This is a genomic window from Rhizobium sp. 32-5/1 (assembly GCF_029537235.1).
Taxonomy (GTDB): domain Bacteria; phylum Pseudomonadota; class Alphaproteobacteria; order Rhizobiales; family Rhizobiaceae; genus Pararhizobium.
Genome location: NZ_CP120638.1, coordinates 91,004 through 108,591, shown reverse-complemented (window position 1 = coordinate 108,591; position 17,588 = coordinate 91,004). Strand labels below are relative to the sequence as shown.

Genomic DNA, 17,588 nt, shown 5'->3' with positions numbered 1-17,588 from the left:
CAAGATCATGAAATCCATTCGACAACGTATTGCTTACATTGGTGCCTCAGATGTCTTGGTCATGTCCGGGACCAGGTATCGATCCATCATCTGCCACCCGGATGGTATGATTGTCGCTCGCTCCGATAAGTCAACCGCACCAATCTACTTTTCGGCTCGCGACCTTGCCCAGCGCCTGGCAAGCGGAACGCTGACCATTGAACGCTCCAACGAGCTGCTGGAGGGCAACCATGGGTAAGGCAGCAACCATCGCTTTTGACATTAAACCGATTGACAAAATCGTGCTCCACGACGTCGAGCAGCGTTTGGTGCAAGACGGTAATGAGGGCAAAGTATTTCAGCCCATGGACGAGTCCGGCAGGCCAACCTATCACTCGAACGCGGAAATCGCGACCTTTCTTGGTAGCGGCGCACTACAGGTGGAGCAAAATTTTTACGCCTCCTTCCGCGTCGCGAACCCTGACGCCCCACGGTTGCTTAATGGAATCTCGGACAAGCAAATGAAGGACGTCGCATTCAAGTTGGAATGGGCGCAGCGCTTGAAAGACGCGCGTAAAAGGACGCCTCGAATTCCATCGGAAAACTGGGACGCCACGGTTTCTGCAATCTCACGCGAGTACGCGAAAGATGTTGAAGCAGGTATGCGCAGTAGTGACTACTTGCCTCAGAAAATCCACTTCAACAAGAAACCCGCAGCCCTCACGCTTGTCCCGAAATCAACGTTGAATGCGTGGGTAAGGAAGCTTGTCCAGTCTGGGGGCGACCCTCGCGCACTTATCGATGGTCGTGGCAAAGGCTTGCGCAACTCGAAATTTACCGAAGAAGAGTTACACTACCAGGGTCATTTCGTCCGCCGTGTAATCACATTAGACCGTACACGTCGCGCATTCCTTTATCGAGTGATGAAGGTCGCCGAGCGGAAGATGAATGTCGTCCGTATCAAGGAAGGAAAAACGCCGCTCGACCTCGGCTCGCGATCTCACTTCTTCAACCGGTTCAAGCTTCTTCCATCCTGGGTCATGCACTATGTCAATAGCGGTGAAGCCAAGACTCGGAACAAATACACTCCTGTGCTTGGGGCGGAACGCGGTTATCCAGGCGACATTTTTGAGGGTGATGAAGGTCGTGTTGATCTCGTCGCCATGCTGGTCGGCATGGACGTTTGGGACCAGCTCACTCCTCAGGTGCAGGAGGCCTATCGTAAGGCGTCACGACGCTTATGGTTCTCGATCATCGTCGACCGGGCGACCAACTGTGTAATGGCCTTCAGAGTTCACGCACGCGCTCCATCAACGGATACGGCGCTGGCCGCTTTTGAAATGACGACCCGTGACAAAACGCGGTCAGCTCAGTTAGCTGGATGCCGTTCCCCATGGGACATGTACGCAGGATTTCGACAGGTTCGTCTTGACCAAGCGATCTGGTATCAGAGTGCACGCCTCACGGGCACCCTGACCGACGCAGGCGGGACGAAAATCCACCCGCCCTCCGGCGCGTCGCCCCTTCGCGGCACGGTGGAACGCATCATCGGCATCCTCGGCGCACTTACCTTGGAAAGCTTTTCTGGAAAAACCTTCAGCAACGTCGTTGTCCGAGGCGACATCGATCCGCGAAAGCGGGCTCACGTCGACCCGTATCGGCTCGAACAGGTATTTCTGCGAGCTATCGTGGATGTGTACCACAACGTTCGAAGTAACGGGAAATTGGCTGGCATGTCCCCGAGGCAAGCATGGTTTGAAGGTTGCGCTATGAGGAAGCCGCCCATGCCACCGGCAGGGGCTCTTAAGCGGCATATCTACGGCATCAACTTGACCCGCATCGCCAGCCGTCAGGGCATCCTCCTATTCGGCAGCTATTATTACAGCGAGCAGGTCAGCAAGGCGTTTCGAGACAAAACCGGGGAAGATATTCACATCCGGGTCGACCTCATGGATTTAGGAGAAATCACAATGTTTGACGGCGAATACACTTACAGCGTACCCGCTCGCTCCGACTTTTTGCGCGGTAAAAACTACTGGCAAATCACGGCTTTGCTCCATGACCTCGATTTGATTGACACTCAGGAAGTCGAACGTTCTCAGGATGTTATCGACGAAGCGCTACTGTTTATCGATCAGCAACCGGAGATTTTGCGAATGGCATATGGCGTCTCCTCGCCGATCATCACGCAAGAGCATCTGGACGCGCTCGAACGTCGCATCATGCGTCCTCTCCGCATCACTCCTGAGTCGGAATACACCCGCAAGGTTAAAGAGCAAGACTTTAGCAAAGTCCCCTTCATGCGTGCATGCTGGGGCCAGAATGACGTGTTCGAGGACGATGATCTGGGCGTAGCGGCGAGCGAAACACCTGAAAAGATCGCGGAAAAATACGCGAGCGACGCGCCTAAGCCCGTGCCGAAGAAGCCTAAAAAGAAGCAAGAGGCCCCCGTGTCTAAGGCACAGCTCAAGAAGCCCAAAGCGGAAGCCCCTCCTGCCAGCGACCGGCCGCGCACGATCCGTCGCCGCGACCAATTTTGATACCACAAGGAGCAATTTTTGTCAGTTAATACTGAAGCACTGAGAGCCGAAGCCGTGAACAGAATGCGTTCGTCCATGAGCGCAGAGGCCCTAGCTGTGGCCGACAAGATGTCTGTTGTCCGTTCGCAACATGTAAAAATGGGGCGCGACGAAACGATCTCAAGCGACATCGCCTTGATGAAGGCCAGCATCCTTGCGCCAGGTGAAGGCAACAAAAAGAAGCGTATGTACTTCGTAACGGGTGAAAGCAATTCGGGTAAAACCCGCGCGGTCCGACACGCGATTGCTAGCGACCCGGGGTTCGAGAGCTACGTCAACGCGAACAACGTTACGGTTCATCCTGCGATCTGGGTGACCGTGCCCTCACCGTGCACCCACCGGAACCTGGCCGTCAGAATCTTGAGAAACGCGGGGTACGCAGTTCGGGCAGACATTCCGGAGAACCTAGCTTGGGAAGAACTTCACAACCAGCTTCCGAGCCGACAGGTATTGTTCCTCGTCCTCGATGAAGCTCAACGCGCTCTGAAAATTAAGCAACAAGACGAGCTGCAAAAACTCTCGGATTCTCTCATATCTCTGGTGGATTCAACGAGCTGGCCAATGCGTGTGATCCTGCTTGGCGTCGATCCGCTCGGCAACCTCCATCACCATGACCAGCAGATCGAAAACCGTTCTGAACTGCTTGAGATTAAACCGCTTACCGAGGCTGAGCTGAAGCGGATCGAAAGATGGATTAAGGAGGTGATCGGAGATCATGCTCTACTCGACTGGTCGACTCTGGCCGTCGCAGACATCGCTCGACGCCTGCTGTACGCAACAATCGGAAATGCAGGCTCCATCATCGAACTAATTCGCGACGCTATTGAATCCGCGCTTTCCCTGGGCGACGGGAAGTCCGTAACACAGTCAGACTTTGCACAAGCTTACAGCGACCTCACGAAGTGCCTGCCTGAGGAGAATATCTTCGAGGTCGAGGGCTGGGATCACCTTCCGTCAGGATGGGCGAAACGGAAAAAGAAGGAGGAAGACGAGAACGACACCGATCCCGATGACCCAGACGCCGCCCTTCCCCAGAAAAAGCCAACCGAAAAAGTCGTAAGGTTCCAAAGCCACTCCCAAGCGGGAGCCGACCGCGAGAACACCAGTCATGATCTTCGGACGGAGGCTGTCGATAACTGTTCCGTTTCATTCAGGTGAAACGGTTCTGAGTTTCCTTTCCCGTTTGGCGACGGCAAACTTTGCACCGAGCGCGCAGCAGTTTTGTGTCCACATGGGCATTTGTCGGGCCAAATTGATCCAGGATGACGAAGAGGAGGTCGCAAAACTTCTCGCCCTGGCGGGATTGTCTCAGCTACCAGAGGGGCACGTACGGGTTACCCGGGATGACCAGTTCAGGTACTTCAACGGAGAAACCGTTCCGAAATATAACTTCCATCGCTACCGCTTCCGCTACTGCCCTCATTGCGTTGCTGACGACCGTCGTAACAATCCGGGACCGTTAGCTGCCCGCGCTTTCGGAAGGAGTATTTGGCAGCTCCTCTATATCAAAAACTGCCCCGATCACGACGTTGCACTCGTGGACGCACCTTCATCGGTTTTGGATGGGACGTATGAAATTGTTCAGATGATTGAAGCGGCAACGAAAGAGCCGTTCTTTCCCTACGCCACACCGGCGACGTTCACTGGTTTCGAGAGGTACATCCGCGACCGAGTGAGCCGTCAACAGCGTAGCCCAATCTGGCTTGATCGCTTTCCCTCAACGTGGCGGCCTCCTACTGCTTTTTCGTCGGCGCAACCATTCAACATGGCAAGATGTATAAGCGTGACAGCATCGCTGAACAGGCGCTGGCGTGCGCAGAAGAGGGCTTCAACTTCTCTTTCGGCGGTGAAATGTCATTCAAGCAGTTGTTGATCGATCTGCATGATGACTTCTGGGACGGACGTTCCGCCGCTGGTGGCCGCGTTCTCTACGGCAGGGTTTACGACTGGCTTATGCAAGAGCGCTACGACCACGGCTCCGACGAGTTACGTCATATAGTTAGAGAGGTCGCGCTCTCTCACATTCCCTTCGATCCTGGTACAGTTATTTTCACACCCGTCACGGATCGACGTTTCCACACGATTAAATCGGCCAGCAAGCAATACGACTACCACTTCCCCTCCCCGGCGTGTTCCAGCCGATGCAGGCACGCTGGCATGTGCGGCCGGTGTCCGAGGTGCTTCTGCCGCCGTTCGAGGCGGCGGAGGAAGAACCGGATGAGATAGCCCTGCCGACGCTGTGACGGCGACAAGCGTGCGTTTGCACATCCATCCCTCGAACATTCCATCGACCTGATCATTAGAAGTTTAGCAATTCCCTTTCCGGGACATCAGGACCTAGGTGCTATCTCGGTGAATGACGCAGCGGGGAATTCATGGGCCAGAGCGCGATAGAGAAGTCGAAGACAGGGAACGATTTTCCGACATCGGAAAATCAAGCCCTTCGATGCCATCGCAAGGAGTTGATCGCGCTGCAGAAGAAGGTCACCGCACTTCACTTCGAGATCGCATCGCAGGTCGCCGAACTAATGGCTGCAGTCGGAGCTGAAAAGCTGCCGGGGGCCCTCGTCGCGGAGTGCCGCATGCCGCCGGATCTAGTCGGAACCTACATCGGTATGAGCGAGCATCTTCAGGATCACAGGGCGGTCCTCGAGGAAAACTGTGCTTCGATTTCCGTGATGAAGGATCTGGTCGCCGTCAACGAGGCAGCACGCTCCGCTACATTGCGCAGACTGGCAACGGGTTCCCTGGTCGTCTCCGGCGAAGCCGCAGCAACGGAGCGGGAGGCAAGGAAGGCCGCGGTTCCGCAGGAAATATTGCAGGCGCGCGCACGCCGTCGCTATCTCTCGGCCATCGCTTCGAAAAGGACCGTGCGGCCAGCCATCGAATCCTTCGAAGAGTCGGTATGCGGACTTGCAGAAGAGCTGGAGAAGTTCCGCTCCGAGAACCCACAGATAAAGCGTGCCGCCTTCCGCGGATATCACAGGATCGAAAGGTCGGCGCCGGCATATCGCGAAGGACACGAGACCATCTGCGCCCGGGCGGAACCGGTGCTGCGTGAATTCGAGCGCATATATGGTGTCAGCCATGTCGGTCAGGAGGAGTGGAGCCAGCTAGCAGCTCGCAGACCCCAGGCTGTAAGGCTAGCGATGGCGCATAAGGCGCTCGCACGTCTCGCCTCCGGCCGCTTCGGCCATGACGGCGGCTTCACGTTCGATGACAACGACCGGAGCCTTGGACGAAACGACATGCTGCACGCCCTGCAGTACCTGTCCGCGACCAAGCTGCCCCTGCCTTTCGGGATACTGCCAGTCAGCTTCAGTTCCTCCGAGGCCAGGTTTCTCGAACTCTGCGCAGGCGTCGGTGGGCAGGCCTTGGGGTTGCAGGCGGCGGGGCTAAAAATCGCCGCCGCATTCGAGAACTGGAAGCCAGCAGCCCAGGCGCTTCGGGCGAACCGTCCGACGATGCATGTCGTCACGGCGGACATCGCCAAGGATCCAGAGCGTCTTTTCGCACCGTTCGCCGGAAGGGTCGACATCGTCGCCGGAGGTCTGCCATGCCAGCCGTACTCAGGGCGGGGCGACGGCGAGGGCCAGTTCGACAAGCGGGACCTCTTTCCAACTGCCGTCAGAATTGTGAGGACGGTGCAACCCAGGGCGTTCTTCTTCGAAAACGTGGAAGGATTCACGTTCTTCCGCCACGGATCGCACAGGGCGAAGATCACTTCGGACTTCAAGAAGGAAGGATACAAGGTCTGGATGCCGACGCTGAACTCCAAGCATTTCGGAGTTCCGCAGGATCGCAAGCGTGTGCTGGTCATCGGCCTGCGTCCGGATATCGCACATCGGTTCAGATTACCGTCCCCTGACGACCACGCTGCCGTCCCGCTCGGTGAGGCGCTAAAGGAACTGCTGTTCCCTCATCGATCAAGAAGCGACCGGGAAGGTCTCCCGCGATCGCCGGAGCAGGCGAGATACGACGAGTGGTTCAACTGGTGGATGGAGAAATTCGGCGGCGGCTTCGCTCCCACCGTGACCAGGTTCGGACAAAGCGCGGACTACACATCAAGCTGGACGAAAAGCGGTTTCGACGGCTCGGCCGTGGCTGACCGACCGCCGAAACTCGATGAGGTCAAAGTCGGATTTCTGCCGAAACCCACGATCGCGATGTTGAAGCGCATCCAGGGCCTCCCTGACCAATGGATGCTCGGCTCCTCGACACACGCGACGCTTCAGCAGCTTGCCAACGCCTTCCCGCCGCAGGTCGCGCGGGCGATCGGCCTCTCGCTCAGAATGGCACTGACAGGCGAGCCTCTCGACGTCCGGCGGCTGGGCGCAAAACCCGTTACAGGATCAGGTCCAAGGCTGACAAGGTTCAATGGCGTCGAAGGCCCGGAACCGGAGGACTTTAACGGCTAGCGGACGGGTCCGGCGTGCTTGCTAGACCTTAGGCGAGGGCACTGGTGGGCGAGCGTCGTGAAGATCTTAGATGTTTCGGCATCGATCTCGCAGCCCGCCGCTCCGTCGACCTGCACGAGGGCGCGCTCCGGAGTTTCCTTCTCCGGATCCGCTGGAATGAAAGTCACCTTGCATTGCCAGCCATTCATGTCGAAATCGATCGCTTCGCCGTCGGCATCCTTGGCCACCGCCAGATCACGGGCCTCTGGCAGTCTGGTCATCACGTCGTGGTAGATTTCTTCAAGGGCCTTGGAATCTATAACACCGGGCAGGCCTTTCCTGTTCGGTACGAGCGGTGTCCTCTCGATCCAGTGGGAGGCTCGCTCAAGCATCCCTCCAATGAATGGCTCATCGAGATCCTCGAGATCCTTGTAAGTCTCGATACCGACGTGAACGGAGTGATAGACCTTCCAGTCTGTGTCGCCGAGTGCCTCGACGTGAAAGGACTGGATCTCGATCCTGCTGTGGTCCCATCGCGCCTCCGTCAATTCCTTGCTGGGGCCGTCGAAAACGATGGTGACCGGAGAGCGGTAGTCGTCGCCCTCGAAGGACACATGGTATCGGCCCCATATGCGATGCAGCTCCATCCTGAGCCCATGTTCTTTCAGGAACGCGTCGCAGCGCTTGCGGATCTCGATCGTCCTGTACTTGGTGTACATCCCGGCCACTCCTGTTTTGACAGGATTCGACCAGGGCTACGCAAGCGACAACCACGCGGCAGTCACCAAAAGTATAATTGTTGACAATCTGGCGCTTTCTCTAAGATCTATACTAGCGTCCAGTGCTGTTTCAACAGATTTTCGAAGACGTATATTTTGGGGCTGGACGTCTTCATAAAATGATGCATGATCCAGATACCGCATTACTGCTGGGGACCGTGAGATGACTGCATATCGAAAGATAGCCAACTCAGCCGAGATATGACCGGGCACCGGTCCCGACGCCCGCCGTCGGCCATGGATCTATTGCGGCTCGTGTAGCCGGATCCACCCCAAGATTTCATGGAAAATGCAAAAGACCTTTCTCCGCTGAGATTAGAACGCAATCGGCGATTAAATGCAGTTTCAGTGCGGAACGGCACGCGGCCGATGACGAAATCATGGGTCGCCGACCCCCCGCACGATGAAGTCCAAGGCATTCCCCAGACCGCAAGTTCAAACGACGCGTCAGCGGCGGCAGGATACGTGCGTTTTGGAGGTGCCGGTAACGAAAAGGAGCCCTTATGCCACATCGCCCAAAGGCATCCCCGGCCGCGACGGATGTATCTTCGTCCCTCACGGACCGGTTGCTCGTGAACCCTGTCCTCGTTCCGCTGCTCGTCACTGCGATCGCGATCGCTGGCCTGCACCTGACGCAGCCTTACGCTGCGCTCCATGATCCCAATGCGCGCTACGCCGCGGGATTGCCGCTCCATGATGGATACGCCGCAATGCCAGTGCTGGCAGGGTTTGGGGCGGCAAGACACGCTGCGCCGGAGACCGCGCCCGAGGCTTTGACCTCGATACGGTGACCGTGCCCGCCACCGACTAGCAGAAACATCCGGAAATCGCTGAGCTTTCGCCTAGTGGCCCTCCACGGGAACGGCGAAGCCATGCCCCGATCACAGGATACCGACGTGAAAACAGACCTCGGAACACTCGAACCGAATGCAGTCGAACTCGGCCAGATCTCGCCGCCATCTGCAGCATCAGAGACGCCCGCATCATCCGGCTCGCAGCGGTCGGCCCAACAGATCGTGCTGCTCGATCGAGATCGATGAATACGAACTCGACCTGGTGGAAATATTCGCCCGCCACGATCTGCAACTGCCGCACGGGGACTGATCCGGCATCTGCCTCGCTGCCCTCATCATCATCGTGATCCCAAAAGGAGATGGCATTGACCCGCGCCATTGAACAGCCTTCTGCCTTCGACAACGGACACCATTCGTCTCAGTCGGGCGGCAAGCCTCCGCTGAAGCCCATCCGCCCCGCCCTCGCCGCGTCGCTTGGATGCAGCCGCCGCCGCTTCGTTGACCGCGGCGTCCATCGCGAAGTCCCCTCTGAACTCGACGAGACCTCGGTCGACGTTGCCTTCGTACTCCGCCTCGCCGGGATCTGGAGCAGTCTGTCGCGCGCCCAGAGGTCCCGGATCAAGCGGATGCCGCCACTCCATGTGACGACGGTTACACCTGTCGACATAGGAAGCGGCCGCCAGCCCAAGCGCTGAGAACGACCCTTGCGTGCGTGCCGCCTGCCTGACCGAGACGGCGGCACGCTTCCTCTCACCATTTGAAACCATTGAGCCGACCAGCGATCGGCATCGGACATCCGTGCCCTTAGGAGCGACCATGACACGCGTCAGACAGATCATCCGGTTCATGCACGAGCTGGAAGCCGGTTACGACCGAACCCTTGAGCCGATCCCCACCGACACCCTGTTTCTCCAGCCATCCGGGCCGCTTTCCGGCCGGTACCTGCCGTTTAGCATGCCGGATATCGATGACGAGGGTCTCGACGGCCTCGTCAGCCGTCCCAAGGTCTGGAAGCCGACCGAGGAGCCGACACCGTCGCGCTGGTATCCGGCCCGAACCAAGGGACATAGCCGCGGGACTATGGTCAACTGCAAGACGCGCAAGGCGATCACGTACTCGAGCACCTACGAGCGGAACCTCGCCTACATGATGTGCGCTTCGAAGCACGTCGTGCTCGTGGAAGACCAGCCGTCCGCAGTTTCGGTCCAGCAGGAAGACGGCACCTCCCAGCACACGATCGACTACCGAACCACGATGGCAACAGGAACCGTGATCGTCGTTGGCGTCCGCCCACGCAGTCTTCTGGAGAAGGACGGCCTTGAATACACGATCGGCACCCTGGATCGGAATCTGCCCCACGGCTTCGCCGACGGGGCCACAATCATCACAGATCGGGAGGCAACGGACGCACGTTGCTGGAACGCGAGGAGCATCCTGCGTGCACTCAAGCTTTCCGTTGCGGCCGACAACGACCGCCTTCGCGAATACGCATCGCGCTTCCACGGCACGGTCCACATCCGCGACCTCCTCGCCGGATGGGAGATTCCCGCCTACGGCCGCAACGCGGTGTGGTGCCTGATCCATGACGAGATCCTGATCCCAGTCCGTCCGGATCTCAAGCTGGTCGATGCTCCCTACGTCAGATTCAACCACGTCAACTGAGAGGAACGACATGCAGCCCGACCTCCGACAGATTCTCGCTCTCCAGCACAATCCCGTATCGCTACCCTACATCCGGCTCCCCGAAAATGCCCGGGTGACGGATCTCGGCGTCGAATACTGCGTCCTCTACTGCGACCGGAACGGAGCCGTTCTGCGACGCATGGACGAGACCAATGCCACAGTCAGCTTCACACAGCCGGAGCTCGACGAACGACTGAACCGCCCAGGCAACCCGATGACGGTCGAGTTTAGATACTACGGAAAGGTCAAGGCCAAGGCGCGCCTTTCCGGCTCCAGCAGCCTGTCGACACTCTCGCCCTCCGACCAAGAAGACGTCCTTCGCAAGGAATTCTTCGTCCGCAGATTCCTCGAGATGCAGGCTGACCACCGTGAGCAGCGGCGGCTCGCCCGCATCGACGGCCTGCCCATGCCCCCGGTCGTCAGCAAGTCGCGCGAACCGCTTCTGCGGGTTATCCCTATGATCGGCCTCGAGTGGCGGGAAATGCAGGCCCGTGTGACAGGGGCTAAGTCCCTGACCTATCGCACCAAAGCCAACATCGCTCTGTTCGAACCCAAGCCTTCCACCTTAAAGGCTTGGATCCTTGAAATGGAGACGAACGACTTCGATCCCATCTGCCTCAGGAATGAGTACAGGCACGATCGCCCGGAGTATTTCACTGCTGACGAGTTCGTGCATCTTAGCGCAGCAATCCACGAGGCCTGCTCCACCACAAAACCAGATCTCGCCGCAATCCATCGTGAGATGGAGCGGAAGATGGAGGCTGAAAACAGACACCGGGGGCCAAACGACCAGCTCCGGATCCCATGCCCTGAGACGCTTCGCAACCGCTTCAACGCACAGCCGGAGATGTGGCGCGACCTCGGTCGCGACGGGAAGGATTCCGCCCGCCGCGAGTGGCAACCGGAATCCGGCGGCATCGATGTGATCCGCCCGCTGGAACGGATCGAGTGCGACGATCATGAGACCGACCTCCAGACGCTTCTCGTCAAGATCGGCATCTGGGCGAAGCTGTCGAAGGCCGAACGCAAGAAAATCAAGCGGACCCGTCTCACGATCACGGCGATGATCTGCGTGGCGACCCGCTGCATCGTTGCCCTGCATGTCAGTGGGGAACCGCCGTCTCTCAAGTCCGCGATGACTGCCCTGGAGATGTCGACCCGCGACAAGACCGAAATCGCCCACCGCCTTGGCTGTCAGTCGCCGTGGCCGCAGGGCGGCACGCATGAATATGTAGCAGTCGATAGTGCGATGTATTTCGCGCACCGACCATATCGTGTAGCGCTCAATGATGCCGGAATCGAGATCTTCCTGCCTCGAGCAGGTGATGCCTCCTGGCGTGGTTTCGTTGAACGCTGGTTCCTGACCTTCAGCCATCAGATGTTCAATTACTTCGATGCCAGAACGTGGGGATCGCTTGCCGAGAAAGGCGAATACGACGCTGAGGCGCATGCGAACATGGTCGCTGACCAGGTGGCGGAATGCATGATCCGTTGGTGCGTCGACGGCTATCACAACGCACCGCACAAAGGTCTCAACGGGGCGACGCCACTGAATACGTGGTTGGAACTCGCACGGGATCACGGTGTGATGCCGGGTCCCGTCGGGACGCTCAGAACGCATCTCTTCGGCACCTGCGTGACGCGGAAGGTTTCGAAGAAAGGGTACCGGACGGCAGGCCTCTACTTCCAGAGCAAGCAGCTTCAGCAGCTCCGACGGAAGGATAACAAGGCTCCGGTTCTGGCCCGCGTGAACAACCACAACCTTGGTTCCATTTCGGTTCTCACGCCGGACGGCTGGATCGAAGTTCCGTGCGTTCATCGGGAAATGGAAGGGATCAGCATCTGGCAGTGGCTGGCGGCTTCAGAACGCCTCAGGCTTTTCAACGCCGAGAATGGGAAAGCCTCCCGGCAAATTATGCTCGACACCTTTGCGTGGCTCAAGCAGCAGGCGGACATGGCCCGGCTCGAGGCCGGTCTCGTCAATCCGGTTCTGACCGACGAGGACTATCTCCGGTTCGAGAAAAAATGGACCACGTCTTCGACATCGTCGACAGCCCGGTCAAAGGCGAACCCCGCCCCGAGGGCGAATGGCATCCGTCCAACGAACTCTTCGCGGCACTCCGGATCGAGCCGATCGTCTACGCCAAGACCCGGACCGCAAAGGAATTGCGGCAGGAGGCGGAGATGGGCGGCCGCCCTGCTCTCGGCATTGCGGTGCCGAACGACCAAGTCAGCGACCCCACCACGACGGACGACGAGCAGAACAGCCCGTCCCGCATCATCAGCAACAACGTCTTCGATGACGAATAGGAGGACCAACATGACCAAGTATGACAAGGAACACGAAGACAAGCGGAGCCAGGCCGCGATCGACCGCATTCGCGGCCTCATGAACGAGCAGCGCTTGGAGGTCGCTGACCGTATCTCGCAGATCTACGCCGAGTACATCCCGCTCACCCGCGACGAGCTGCTGAACAAAGCGCTCAAGGCTATGGTGGTGAGCGTTTCGACACGGATCACGGGGAAGCCGGACAAACGCAGGATCGTTGCCGTCTGCGGCAACAGCGGGGCTGGAAAGACCACCGCCGTCATGAAGCATCTCCAGAACATGAAGGCGACGGCATCCTACATCGATGAAGACAAAGTTCGGATCCACCCGTTGATTTTCATCGAGGCACCATCGCCATGCACGCCAAAGCTTCTCGCCATCGCAGGATTGCAGGCCATGGGCATCAATCCCGGCCTCGGTTTACATGAGCATGAGGCCTGGGCTGAGTTCCGGCGGCTGCTGAAGGTTCACAAGGTCATGTGGGTCTTCATCGACGAGGCCCAGCATGCCATCGAGACGGCCACCGTTCGCGAAGCCACGGTTATCGGAAACTCGTTGAAGGGCCTTACACAGATGACGGATTGGCCCGTACGCCTGATCCTGGCTGGCGTTCCCCGCTGGCGAGCTTTCTTGCCCGAAAGCAGCTCTATACTCGGCGCACTGTTGTGCCGTTCGAACCGGTCAGCGCCTCAGGCGACGACGACCTGATCGGTACCGTCCTCGCAATTGTCGCGAAAAAGCACGCGAAGCTGGAGGTCCGCATCGACCTCGACGACAAGGAAAAGCAGTTCCGCGAACGGCTGTCGCATGCCTGCGAGGGCGAATTCGGCTCGATCATCCAGTTGATCCGTGCCGCAGTCGAACTTGCCATTCTGGGCGGTCGTGACTTCCTTGAACTGCAGGACTTCGTCGATGTCTACGCCTCCTTCTCGGGGTGCAAGCCGACCCGGAACGTCTTCACGGCAGCCAACTGGGACGAACTGGAGCCTGCTACCGCGCTTCTGAGGGACGACGATCGCGCATGGGAGGAGGCACGCCTCAAATCGAAGGGCAAGAATGCCACGAAATACGGAGTACGCCCACAATGACACGACTCGCTGAAATCGTCCCATTCAACAGCGGAGAATCCGTTGCCAGTTTATGCTCCCGCCTGGCGGCGGCCTGTGGCTACCCGAAAGCCCAGGCTCTCGCCAGCAGGCTTGGCTTCAGTTTCAAAGGACTGGCGCTCGGGCGCAGAGTGGATATTCAGCGGTTTGCATCGGCGCTCGGCACTTCCGAGGCCTCCCTCGAAAGCGGGGTCGTCAACAATGGCGGGCGCTTCACCACAATTATCTCGGGTGAGCTTTTTCGCGACCGATGACGCAGAGAGCGCATCTCAGGATCTGCCCACATTGTGTCCTGGATGATGAGATCACGGCTGGAGGTCGACGTGGATTCAGGCCTTACGGAAGAATCGAATGGCTCGTAGTGCCCGTGCAGGTCTGCCGGGAGCACGAGTGCCTGATCTTCACGCTGAGACCGGAGAATCTTCTCTACGGTCTCGAGCACGATTTCGCGGCGAAGCTTGAATTCCATCGTAAAGAAATCCCTATGATCGCACGCGTCACGGCTCGCCAGGTTCCGGATGCTTATCAGGGTTACGTCGAAGGGAGGCTACGCTCGGGTCCGAAGGGCAACCGTTGGCTCGATGCATTTCCGTTTAATGTCGTCGGGCGCGTTTGTGAGGCCGTTGGGATCGTTGAACAATACGGCGTCACAGCCGGGCCGAAAACGCTCAGACCCGGTGACCTGTCGAGATCCGCTGGACGCGGTTATGACATAATCCAGGGTGGGGAAGTCGATTTCACGGAGTTTCTCGAGAGGCTGATCGGCCGATTTTTCAAAACCGGTAGCGACATGAAAGGGAGAGGCCTCTACGGGCATCTGCACACGGTCCTGGCCACAGCATCCCCGGAGGCGGCCTACGAGCCATTTCGCAAGATCATGCGAGAAGTGACAACGAACTCGGTTCCGTTAGCACTAGGAGCCGATTGCTTCGGACCGATCACCGAGCGCCGGATACATTCGGTCTATTCGGCTTCCAAGGAATTCGGTTTGCAGCCGAAGCGTCTCCGCAATCTGCTGGTGAGGTCCGGGAAGGTGGAAGCAGATGCAGCCGGGAGGTCATATCATCGGATCGTCCTCGACGCGACGGAGATGGAGGCGTTCGCAAAAGAGGCCAAGGATGCCCTCAGCTCCAAGGAAACGGTGGCAAACCTCGGTGCGGAGCGGTCGCAGTTGGCAAGCATTGTCGACTGCGGGATCCTCCGCAGCTTCGAGAATTCCATCAGTGGCGGCGCGGCTCCGGAGTCCGGTGGAGGACTTACGACGACAATGTCCTTCCGCGCATCTGATGTGGCGGAGATCCGACGTCGGGTCAAATGTCTTTCGACGGTCGCGCCATCCGACCATTTCGTGCGCCTGCGATCCGCAGTTAAAATGGCCAACTGCAAACATGGTGAAGTCGTTCGACTAATCCTCGACGGCAAGCTCAAAAACGTAGCGAGGATCGATAACGGCGAAGGGCTGGCGGCTCTCAGGATCGACCCCTACGAGCTCAGGGAGTGGACACGGGGACCGGATCACAGATGCCATTCTCTTCGCGAAGTGGAACTGGCTATCCCGGCATCGAACGCCGTGGTTCATGCCCTGATCGAGGCAGACCACCTCAAGTCGGTCAGACGACGCAACCCATGGAAGCGTCAGATGCAGATGGTTGTCGAACCAGATGAGCTTGCGCGCTTCATCTCTACGTTTGTGTCCTTGGGCACGCTGGCGCACCGCCATCGGAGGACAACAGCAGGCATCGAAAGGCGGTTGAGGAAAGTTGAAATTCTTCCGGCGTTCATCGCTTCAGGAAAGAAGTTTTATCGAGTCCTGGACATAGCTGCATTCTCGTTCTGAAGCCGATATTTGGACTGCCGAAGCCGGGGATTCCTCGGCTTTCTTTTTGGCCGGGTTATTTGGCCAGTTTCAGCTTCCAAAATGGCTAGGCATGAGTCCAGAAACAGAATTCGATCGCTGGAAATCAACGACTTGCATGAGAGTTGGCCAGGACCTAGGTGGTTTTCTCAACTTATCAGCCCGGAGGAAACTTCGGGCTGGACTACAAAGAAGAACAAAACGAGACTCAATAACTGTTTTGGAAAAACTGAAATGACAAAGCCGAAACCTTTCGGTTCCGGCTTTGACTACCGCGAAACAGCCGAGGCCGACGCGGGGCAAAGAGACTCAAATCCCTTAGCCAGTTGCGTGGATACGATAAGGGAAATCGAGTATCGGAGTCGAGGTAGCTTGGCGGCCATCCAAAGGAATTTAAATGGCCTCAAATGAACGTACTTCAAAATCGGTAGCATCAACTGCGGGAAAACTTCTGAGCAATCCGAAGACACCGGCTGCAGTTAAAAAAGTCGCGGCATCTGCCCTGACTCAAGCGCCTAACAAGAAAAAGTAATCATTGCATAGATTCAACGCTGAAAGCCGCGGGCATCGCTCGCGGCTTTTTTACGTATACAAGCAATAGATACTTAAGGTCGCGAGCAGGCTCGCACTATCTCCCCCTCGGGTGGGGGAGAAAGCAGTTTCAGCACCTCAGCTTTCGCTAAGTGGTAGAAAATGCAAGAGAGGGGTAGGCCCGGCGCTCACGGCTTCACACACGCAACCCAGTTCTCTTCATTGATGAACGGCCCCTCATTGCAGATATGCCGGTATTCCAGAATGGACTGGTAGACATCCCGCGCCGCGCAGCTGGCGAGCGTCAGGGCCTGTGACGGATATCCTCGGCAATCCGCCTCCGCGTCCTGCGCCATCACTTTCAGCTCCGCCGTACTCGTCCTGACGCCCTCCATGTCGTCGGCCGAGAGCGTGAAGGCGAGAAAGGCAATGGTGATCAACATAGCTGGCTTTCGGAATGTGTTAGCTACGGTGAGTTCTATCTCGCCCTCGGTGGGGAGAAAGCAATTTCAGCATCTTAGCTTCAGCTAAGTGTTAGAAATTGCCAGAGAGGGCAGGCATGGGCGCACGGCCAAATCCGAAAAAATCCCTCACCAACAAAATCTAACACTTAGCTGACGCTAAGATGTTGATTTTGTAACCTCTCCCGCAAGGGGAGAGGTAAGGCTCCTCACTCGCCGGTCTTCCTGAGTTCACCCAGAGCGGTTCCGGTGTTTGTGAACTGTAGCAGAAACTCGCCGGTCTAACCGCCGCCCCGGCTAGATCGATTTCAACCCGACCCGCTGTTCCAGCTTGTCCGCATCTTCCTTGCGCTCGCTATAGCGGTCGGTGAGATAGGCCGAGGCATCGCGGGTCAGAAGTGTGAACTTGACCAGTTCCTCGCAGACATCCACCACGCGGTCGTAATAGGCGGATGGTTTCATCCGGCCGTCCTTGTCAAACTCCTGGAAGGCCTTGGCGACGGAGGACTGGTTCGGAATGGTGATCATCCGCATCCAGCGGCCGAGAATGCGCAGCTGGTTGACGGCGTTGAAGGATTGCGATCCGCCGGAGACCTCCATGACAGCCAGCGTCTTGCCCTGCGTCGGCCGCACGGAGCCGACGGTCAGCGGGATCCAGTCGATCTGCGCCTTCATGATGCCGGTCATCGCGCCGTGCCGTTCGGGGCTGACCCAGACCTGGCCTTCGGACCATTCGGACAAAGAGCGCAGCTCCTGCACCTTCGGATGGGAGATCGGCGCACCGTCCGGCAGCGGCAACCCTTCGGGATTGAAGATGCGCACCTCGCAGCCGAAATGCTCGAGCAGGCGACCGGATTCCTGCGCCAGCAGACGGCTGTAGGAAACCTCCCGCAGCGAACCGTAGAGGATCAGAATGCGCGGCTTGTGCGTCGAAAACGGCGGTCGCAGTGTCTCCATGTCAGGCTGATGGAGAAGATCGATACGGGCGGCGGGCAGTTCAGTCAAAAGGGACTCCAATGCTTGATCAAATCAGTTCGGCGGCGCGTGGCTCGGGGCTGTTCCGGCCGGGTGCAACGAGGTCCCTGCCCGCCTCCC

General features: G+C 58.1%; 16 protein-coding genes. 13 read left to right on the top strand and 3 right to left on the bottom strand.

The window, feature by feature from the left end:
- Nucleotides 1-7: 7 nt before the first annotated feature.
- The 5 genes from P6U16_RS00545 (at nt 8) to dcm (ending at nt 6,976) form a co-directional block, all read left to right on the top strand.
- Nucleotides 8-238 carry a hypothetical protein gene (locus P6U16_RS00545; RefSeq protein WP_277702211.1) on the top strand — a complete coding sequence of 77 codons (231 nt, stop codon included), beginning with the start codon at nt 8-10 and terminating at the stop codon, nt 236-238.
- The gene (locus P6U16_RS00540) at nt 231-2,519 is read left to right on the top strand and encodes a hypothetical protein (protein ID WP_277702210.1); all 2,289 of its coding nucleotides are present in this window, start codon (nt 231-233) and stop codon (nt 2,517-2,519) included. Before P6U16_RS00545 ends, P6U16_RS00540 begins: the two co-directional genes overlap by 8 nt.
- A 75-nt stretch (nt 2,520-2,594) precedes the next feature.
- The gene (locus tag P6U16_RS00535) at nt 2,595-3,716 is read left to right on the top strand and encodes a TniB family NTP-binding protein (protein ID WP_277702209.1); all 1,122 of its coding nucleotides are present in this window, start codon (nt 2,595-2,597) and stop codon (nt 3,714-3,716) included.
- Complete coding sequence (locus tag P6U16_RS00530; protein WP_277702206.1) at nt 3,667-4,431, top strand: TniQ family protein; 765 nt, start codon at nt 3,667-3,669, stop codon at nt 4,429-4,431. Before P6U16_RS00535 ends, P6U16_RS00530 begins: the two co-directional genes overlap by 50 nt.
- 502 nt (nt 4,432-4,933) lie before the next feature.
- The gene (gene dcm, locus P6U16_RS00525) at nt 4,934-6,976 is read left to right on the top strand and encodes a DNA (cytosine-5-)-methyltransferase (protein WP_277702205.1); all 2,043 of its coding nucleotides are present in this window, start codon (nt 4,934-4,936) and stop codon (nt 6,974-6,976) included.
- On the opposite strand, the gene P6U16_RS00520 is transcribed toward dcm, so the two are convergent.
- The gene (locus P6U16_RS00520; protein ID WP_277702204.1) at nt 6,973-7,674 is read right to left on the bottom strand and encodes a hypothetical protein; all 702 of its coding nucleotides are present in this window, start codon (nt 7,672-7,674) and stop codon (nt 6,973-6,975) included. The two genes, dcm and P6U16_RS00520, sit on opposite strands and share 4 nt — an antisense overlap.
- A 563-nt stretch (nt 7,675-8,237) precedes the next feature.
- On the opposite strand from P6U16_RS00520, the gene P6U16_RS00515 reads away from it, so the two are divergent.
- From P6U16_RS00515 to P6U16_RS00480, 8 genes are all read left to right on the top strand, one after another.
- Complete coding sequence (locus P6U16_RS00515) at nt 8,238-8,525, top strand: hypothetical protein (protein ID WP_277702203.1); 288 nt, start codon at nt 8,238-8,240, stop codon at nt 8,523-8,525.
- Nucleotides 8,526-8,630: 105 nt separating this feature from the next.
- Nucleotides 8,631-8,774, top strand: coding sequence for a hypothetical protein (locus P6U16_RS00510; RefSeq protein WP_277702202.1), 144 nt, complete (start codon nt 8,631-8,633; stop codon nt 8,772-8,774).
- A 119-nt stretch (nt 8,775-8,893) separates the two neighbouring features.
- Nucleotides 8,894-9,223: a hypothetical protein gene (locus tag P6U16_RS00505; RefSeq protein WP_277702201.1), complete on the top strand. Its 330-nt coding sequence runs from the start codon at nt 8,894-8,896 to the stop codon at nt 9,221-9,223.
- A gap of 121 nt (nt 9,224-9,344) precedes the next feature.
- Nucleotides 9,345-10,190, top strand: a complete 846-nt coding sequence (locus tag P6U16_RS00500; protein ID WP_277702200.1) for a hypothetical protein — start codon at nt 9,345-9,347, stop codon at nt 10,188-10,190.
- A 10-nt stretch (nt 10,191-10,200) separates the two neighbouring features.
- Nucleotides 10,201-13,248: an AAA family ATPase gene (locus P6U16_RS00495; RefSeq protein WP_277702199.1), complete on the top strand. Its 3,048-nt coding sequence runs from the start codon at nt 10,201-10,203 to the stop codon at nt 13,246-13,248.
- Nucleotides 13,206-13,628, top strand: a complete 423-nt coding sequence (locus P6U16_RS00490) for a hypothetical protein (protein ID WP_277702198.1) — start codon at nt 13,206-13,208, stop codon at nt 13,626-13,628. Before P6U16_RS00495 ends, P6U16_RS00490 begins: the two co-directional genes overlap by 43 nt.
- Nucleotides 13,625-13,900, top strand: a complete 276-nt coding sequence (locus P6U16_RS00485) for a hypothetical protein (protein WP_277702197.1) — start codon at nt 13,625-13,627, stop codon at nt 13,898-13,900. Before P6U16_RS00490 ends, P6U16_RS00485 begins: the two co-directional genes overlap by 4 nt.
- Before the next feature lie 107 nt (nt 13,901-14,007).
- The gene (locus P6U16_RS00480) at nt 14,008-15,483 is read left to right on the top strand and encodes a hypothetical protein (protein WP_277702196.1); all 1,476 of its coding nucleotides are present in this window, start codon (nt 14,008-14,010) and stop codon (nt 15,481-15,483) included.
- A gap of 737 nt (nt 15,484-16,220) precedes the next feature.
- On the opposite strand, the gene P6U16_RS00475 is transcribed toward P6U16_RS00480, so the two are convergent.
- The gene (locus P6U16_RS00475; RefSeq protein ID WP_277702195.1) at nt 16,221-16,475 is read right to left on the bottom strand and encodes a hypothetical protein; all 255 of its coding nucleotides are present in this window, start codon (nt 16,473-16,475) and stop codon (nt 16,221-16,223) included.
- Between the two features lie 315 nt (nt 16,476-16,790).
- Complete coding sequence (arsH, locus tag P6U16_RS00470; protein WP_277703949.1) at nt 16,791-17,450, bottom strand: arsenical resistance protein ArsH; 660 nt, start codon at nt 17,448-17,450, stop codon at nt 16,791-16,793.
- Nucleotides 17,451-17,588 lie beyond the last annotated feature (138 nt).

Excerpts from the sequence above, each read along its gene's own strand:
- arsH (WP_277703949.1), bottom strand. The coding sequence starts at position 17,450 with ATGGAGACACTGCGACCGCCGTTTTCGACGCACAAGCCGCGCATTCTG.
- P6U16_RS00495 (WP_277702199.1), top strand. The coding sequence starts at position 10,201 with ATGCAGCCCGACCTCCGACAGATTCTCGCTCTCCAGCACAATCCCGTA.
- P6U16_RS00485 (WP_277702197.1), top strand. The coding sequence starts at position 13,625 with ATGACACGACTCGCTGAAATCGTCCCATTCAACAGCGGAGAATCCGTT.
- P6U16_RS00500 (WP_277702200.1), top strand. The coding sequence starts at position 9,345 with ATGACACGCGTCAGACAGATCATCCGGTTCATGCACGAGCTGGAAGCC.
- P6U16_RS00515 (WP_277702203.1), top strand. The coding sequence starts at position 8,238 with ATGCCACATCGCCCAAAGGCATCCCCGGCCGCGACGGATGTATCTTCG.
- P6U16_RS00540 (WP_277702210.1), top strand. The coding sequence starts at position 231 with ATGGGTAAGGCAGCAACCATCGCTTTTGACATTAAACCGATTGACAAA.
- P6U16_RS00475 (WP_277702195.1), bottom strand. The coding sequence starts at position 16,475 with ATGTTGATCACCATTGCCTTTCTCGCCTTCACGCTCTCGGCCGACGAC.
- P6U16_RS00545 (WP_277702211.1), top strand. The coding sequence starts at position 8 with ATGAAATCCATTCGACAACGTATTGCTTACATTGGTGCCTCAGATGTC.
- P6U16_RS00530 (WP_277702206.1), top strand. The coding sequence starts at position 3,667 with ATGATCTTCGGACGGAGGCTGTCGATAACTGTTCCGTTTCATTCAGGT.
- P6U16_RS00520 (WP_277702204.1), bottom strand. The coding sequence starts at position 7,674 with ATGTACACCAAGTACAGGACGATCGAGATCCGCAAGCGCTGCGACGCG.
- P6U16_RS00535 (WP_277702209.1), top strand. The coding sequence starts at position 2,595 with ATGAGCGCAGAGGCCCTAGCTGTGGCCGACAAGATGTCTGTTGTCCGT.
- dcm (WP_277702205.1), top strand. The coding sequence starts at position 4,934 with ATGGGCCAGAGCGCGATAGAGAAGTCGAAGACAGGGAACGATTTTCCG.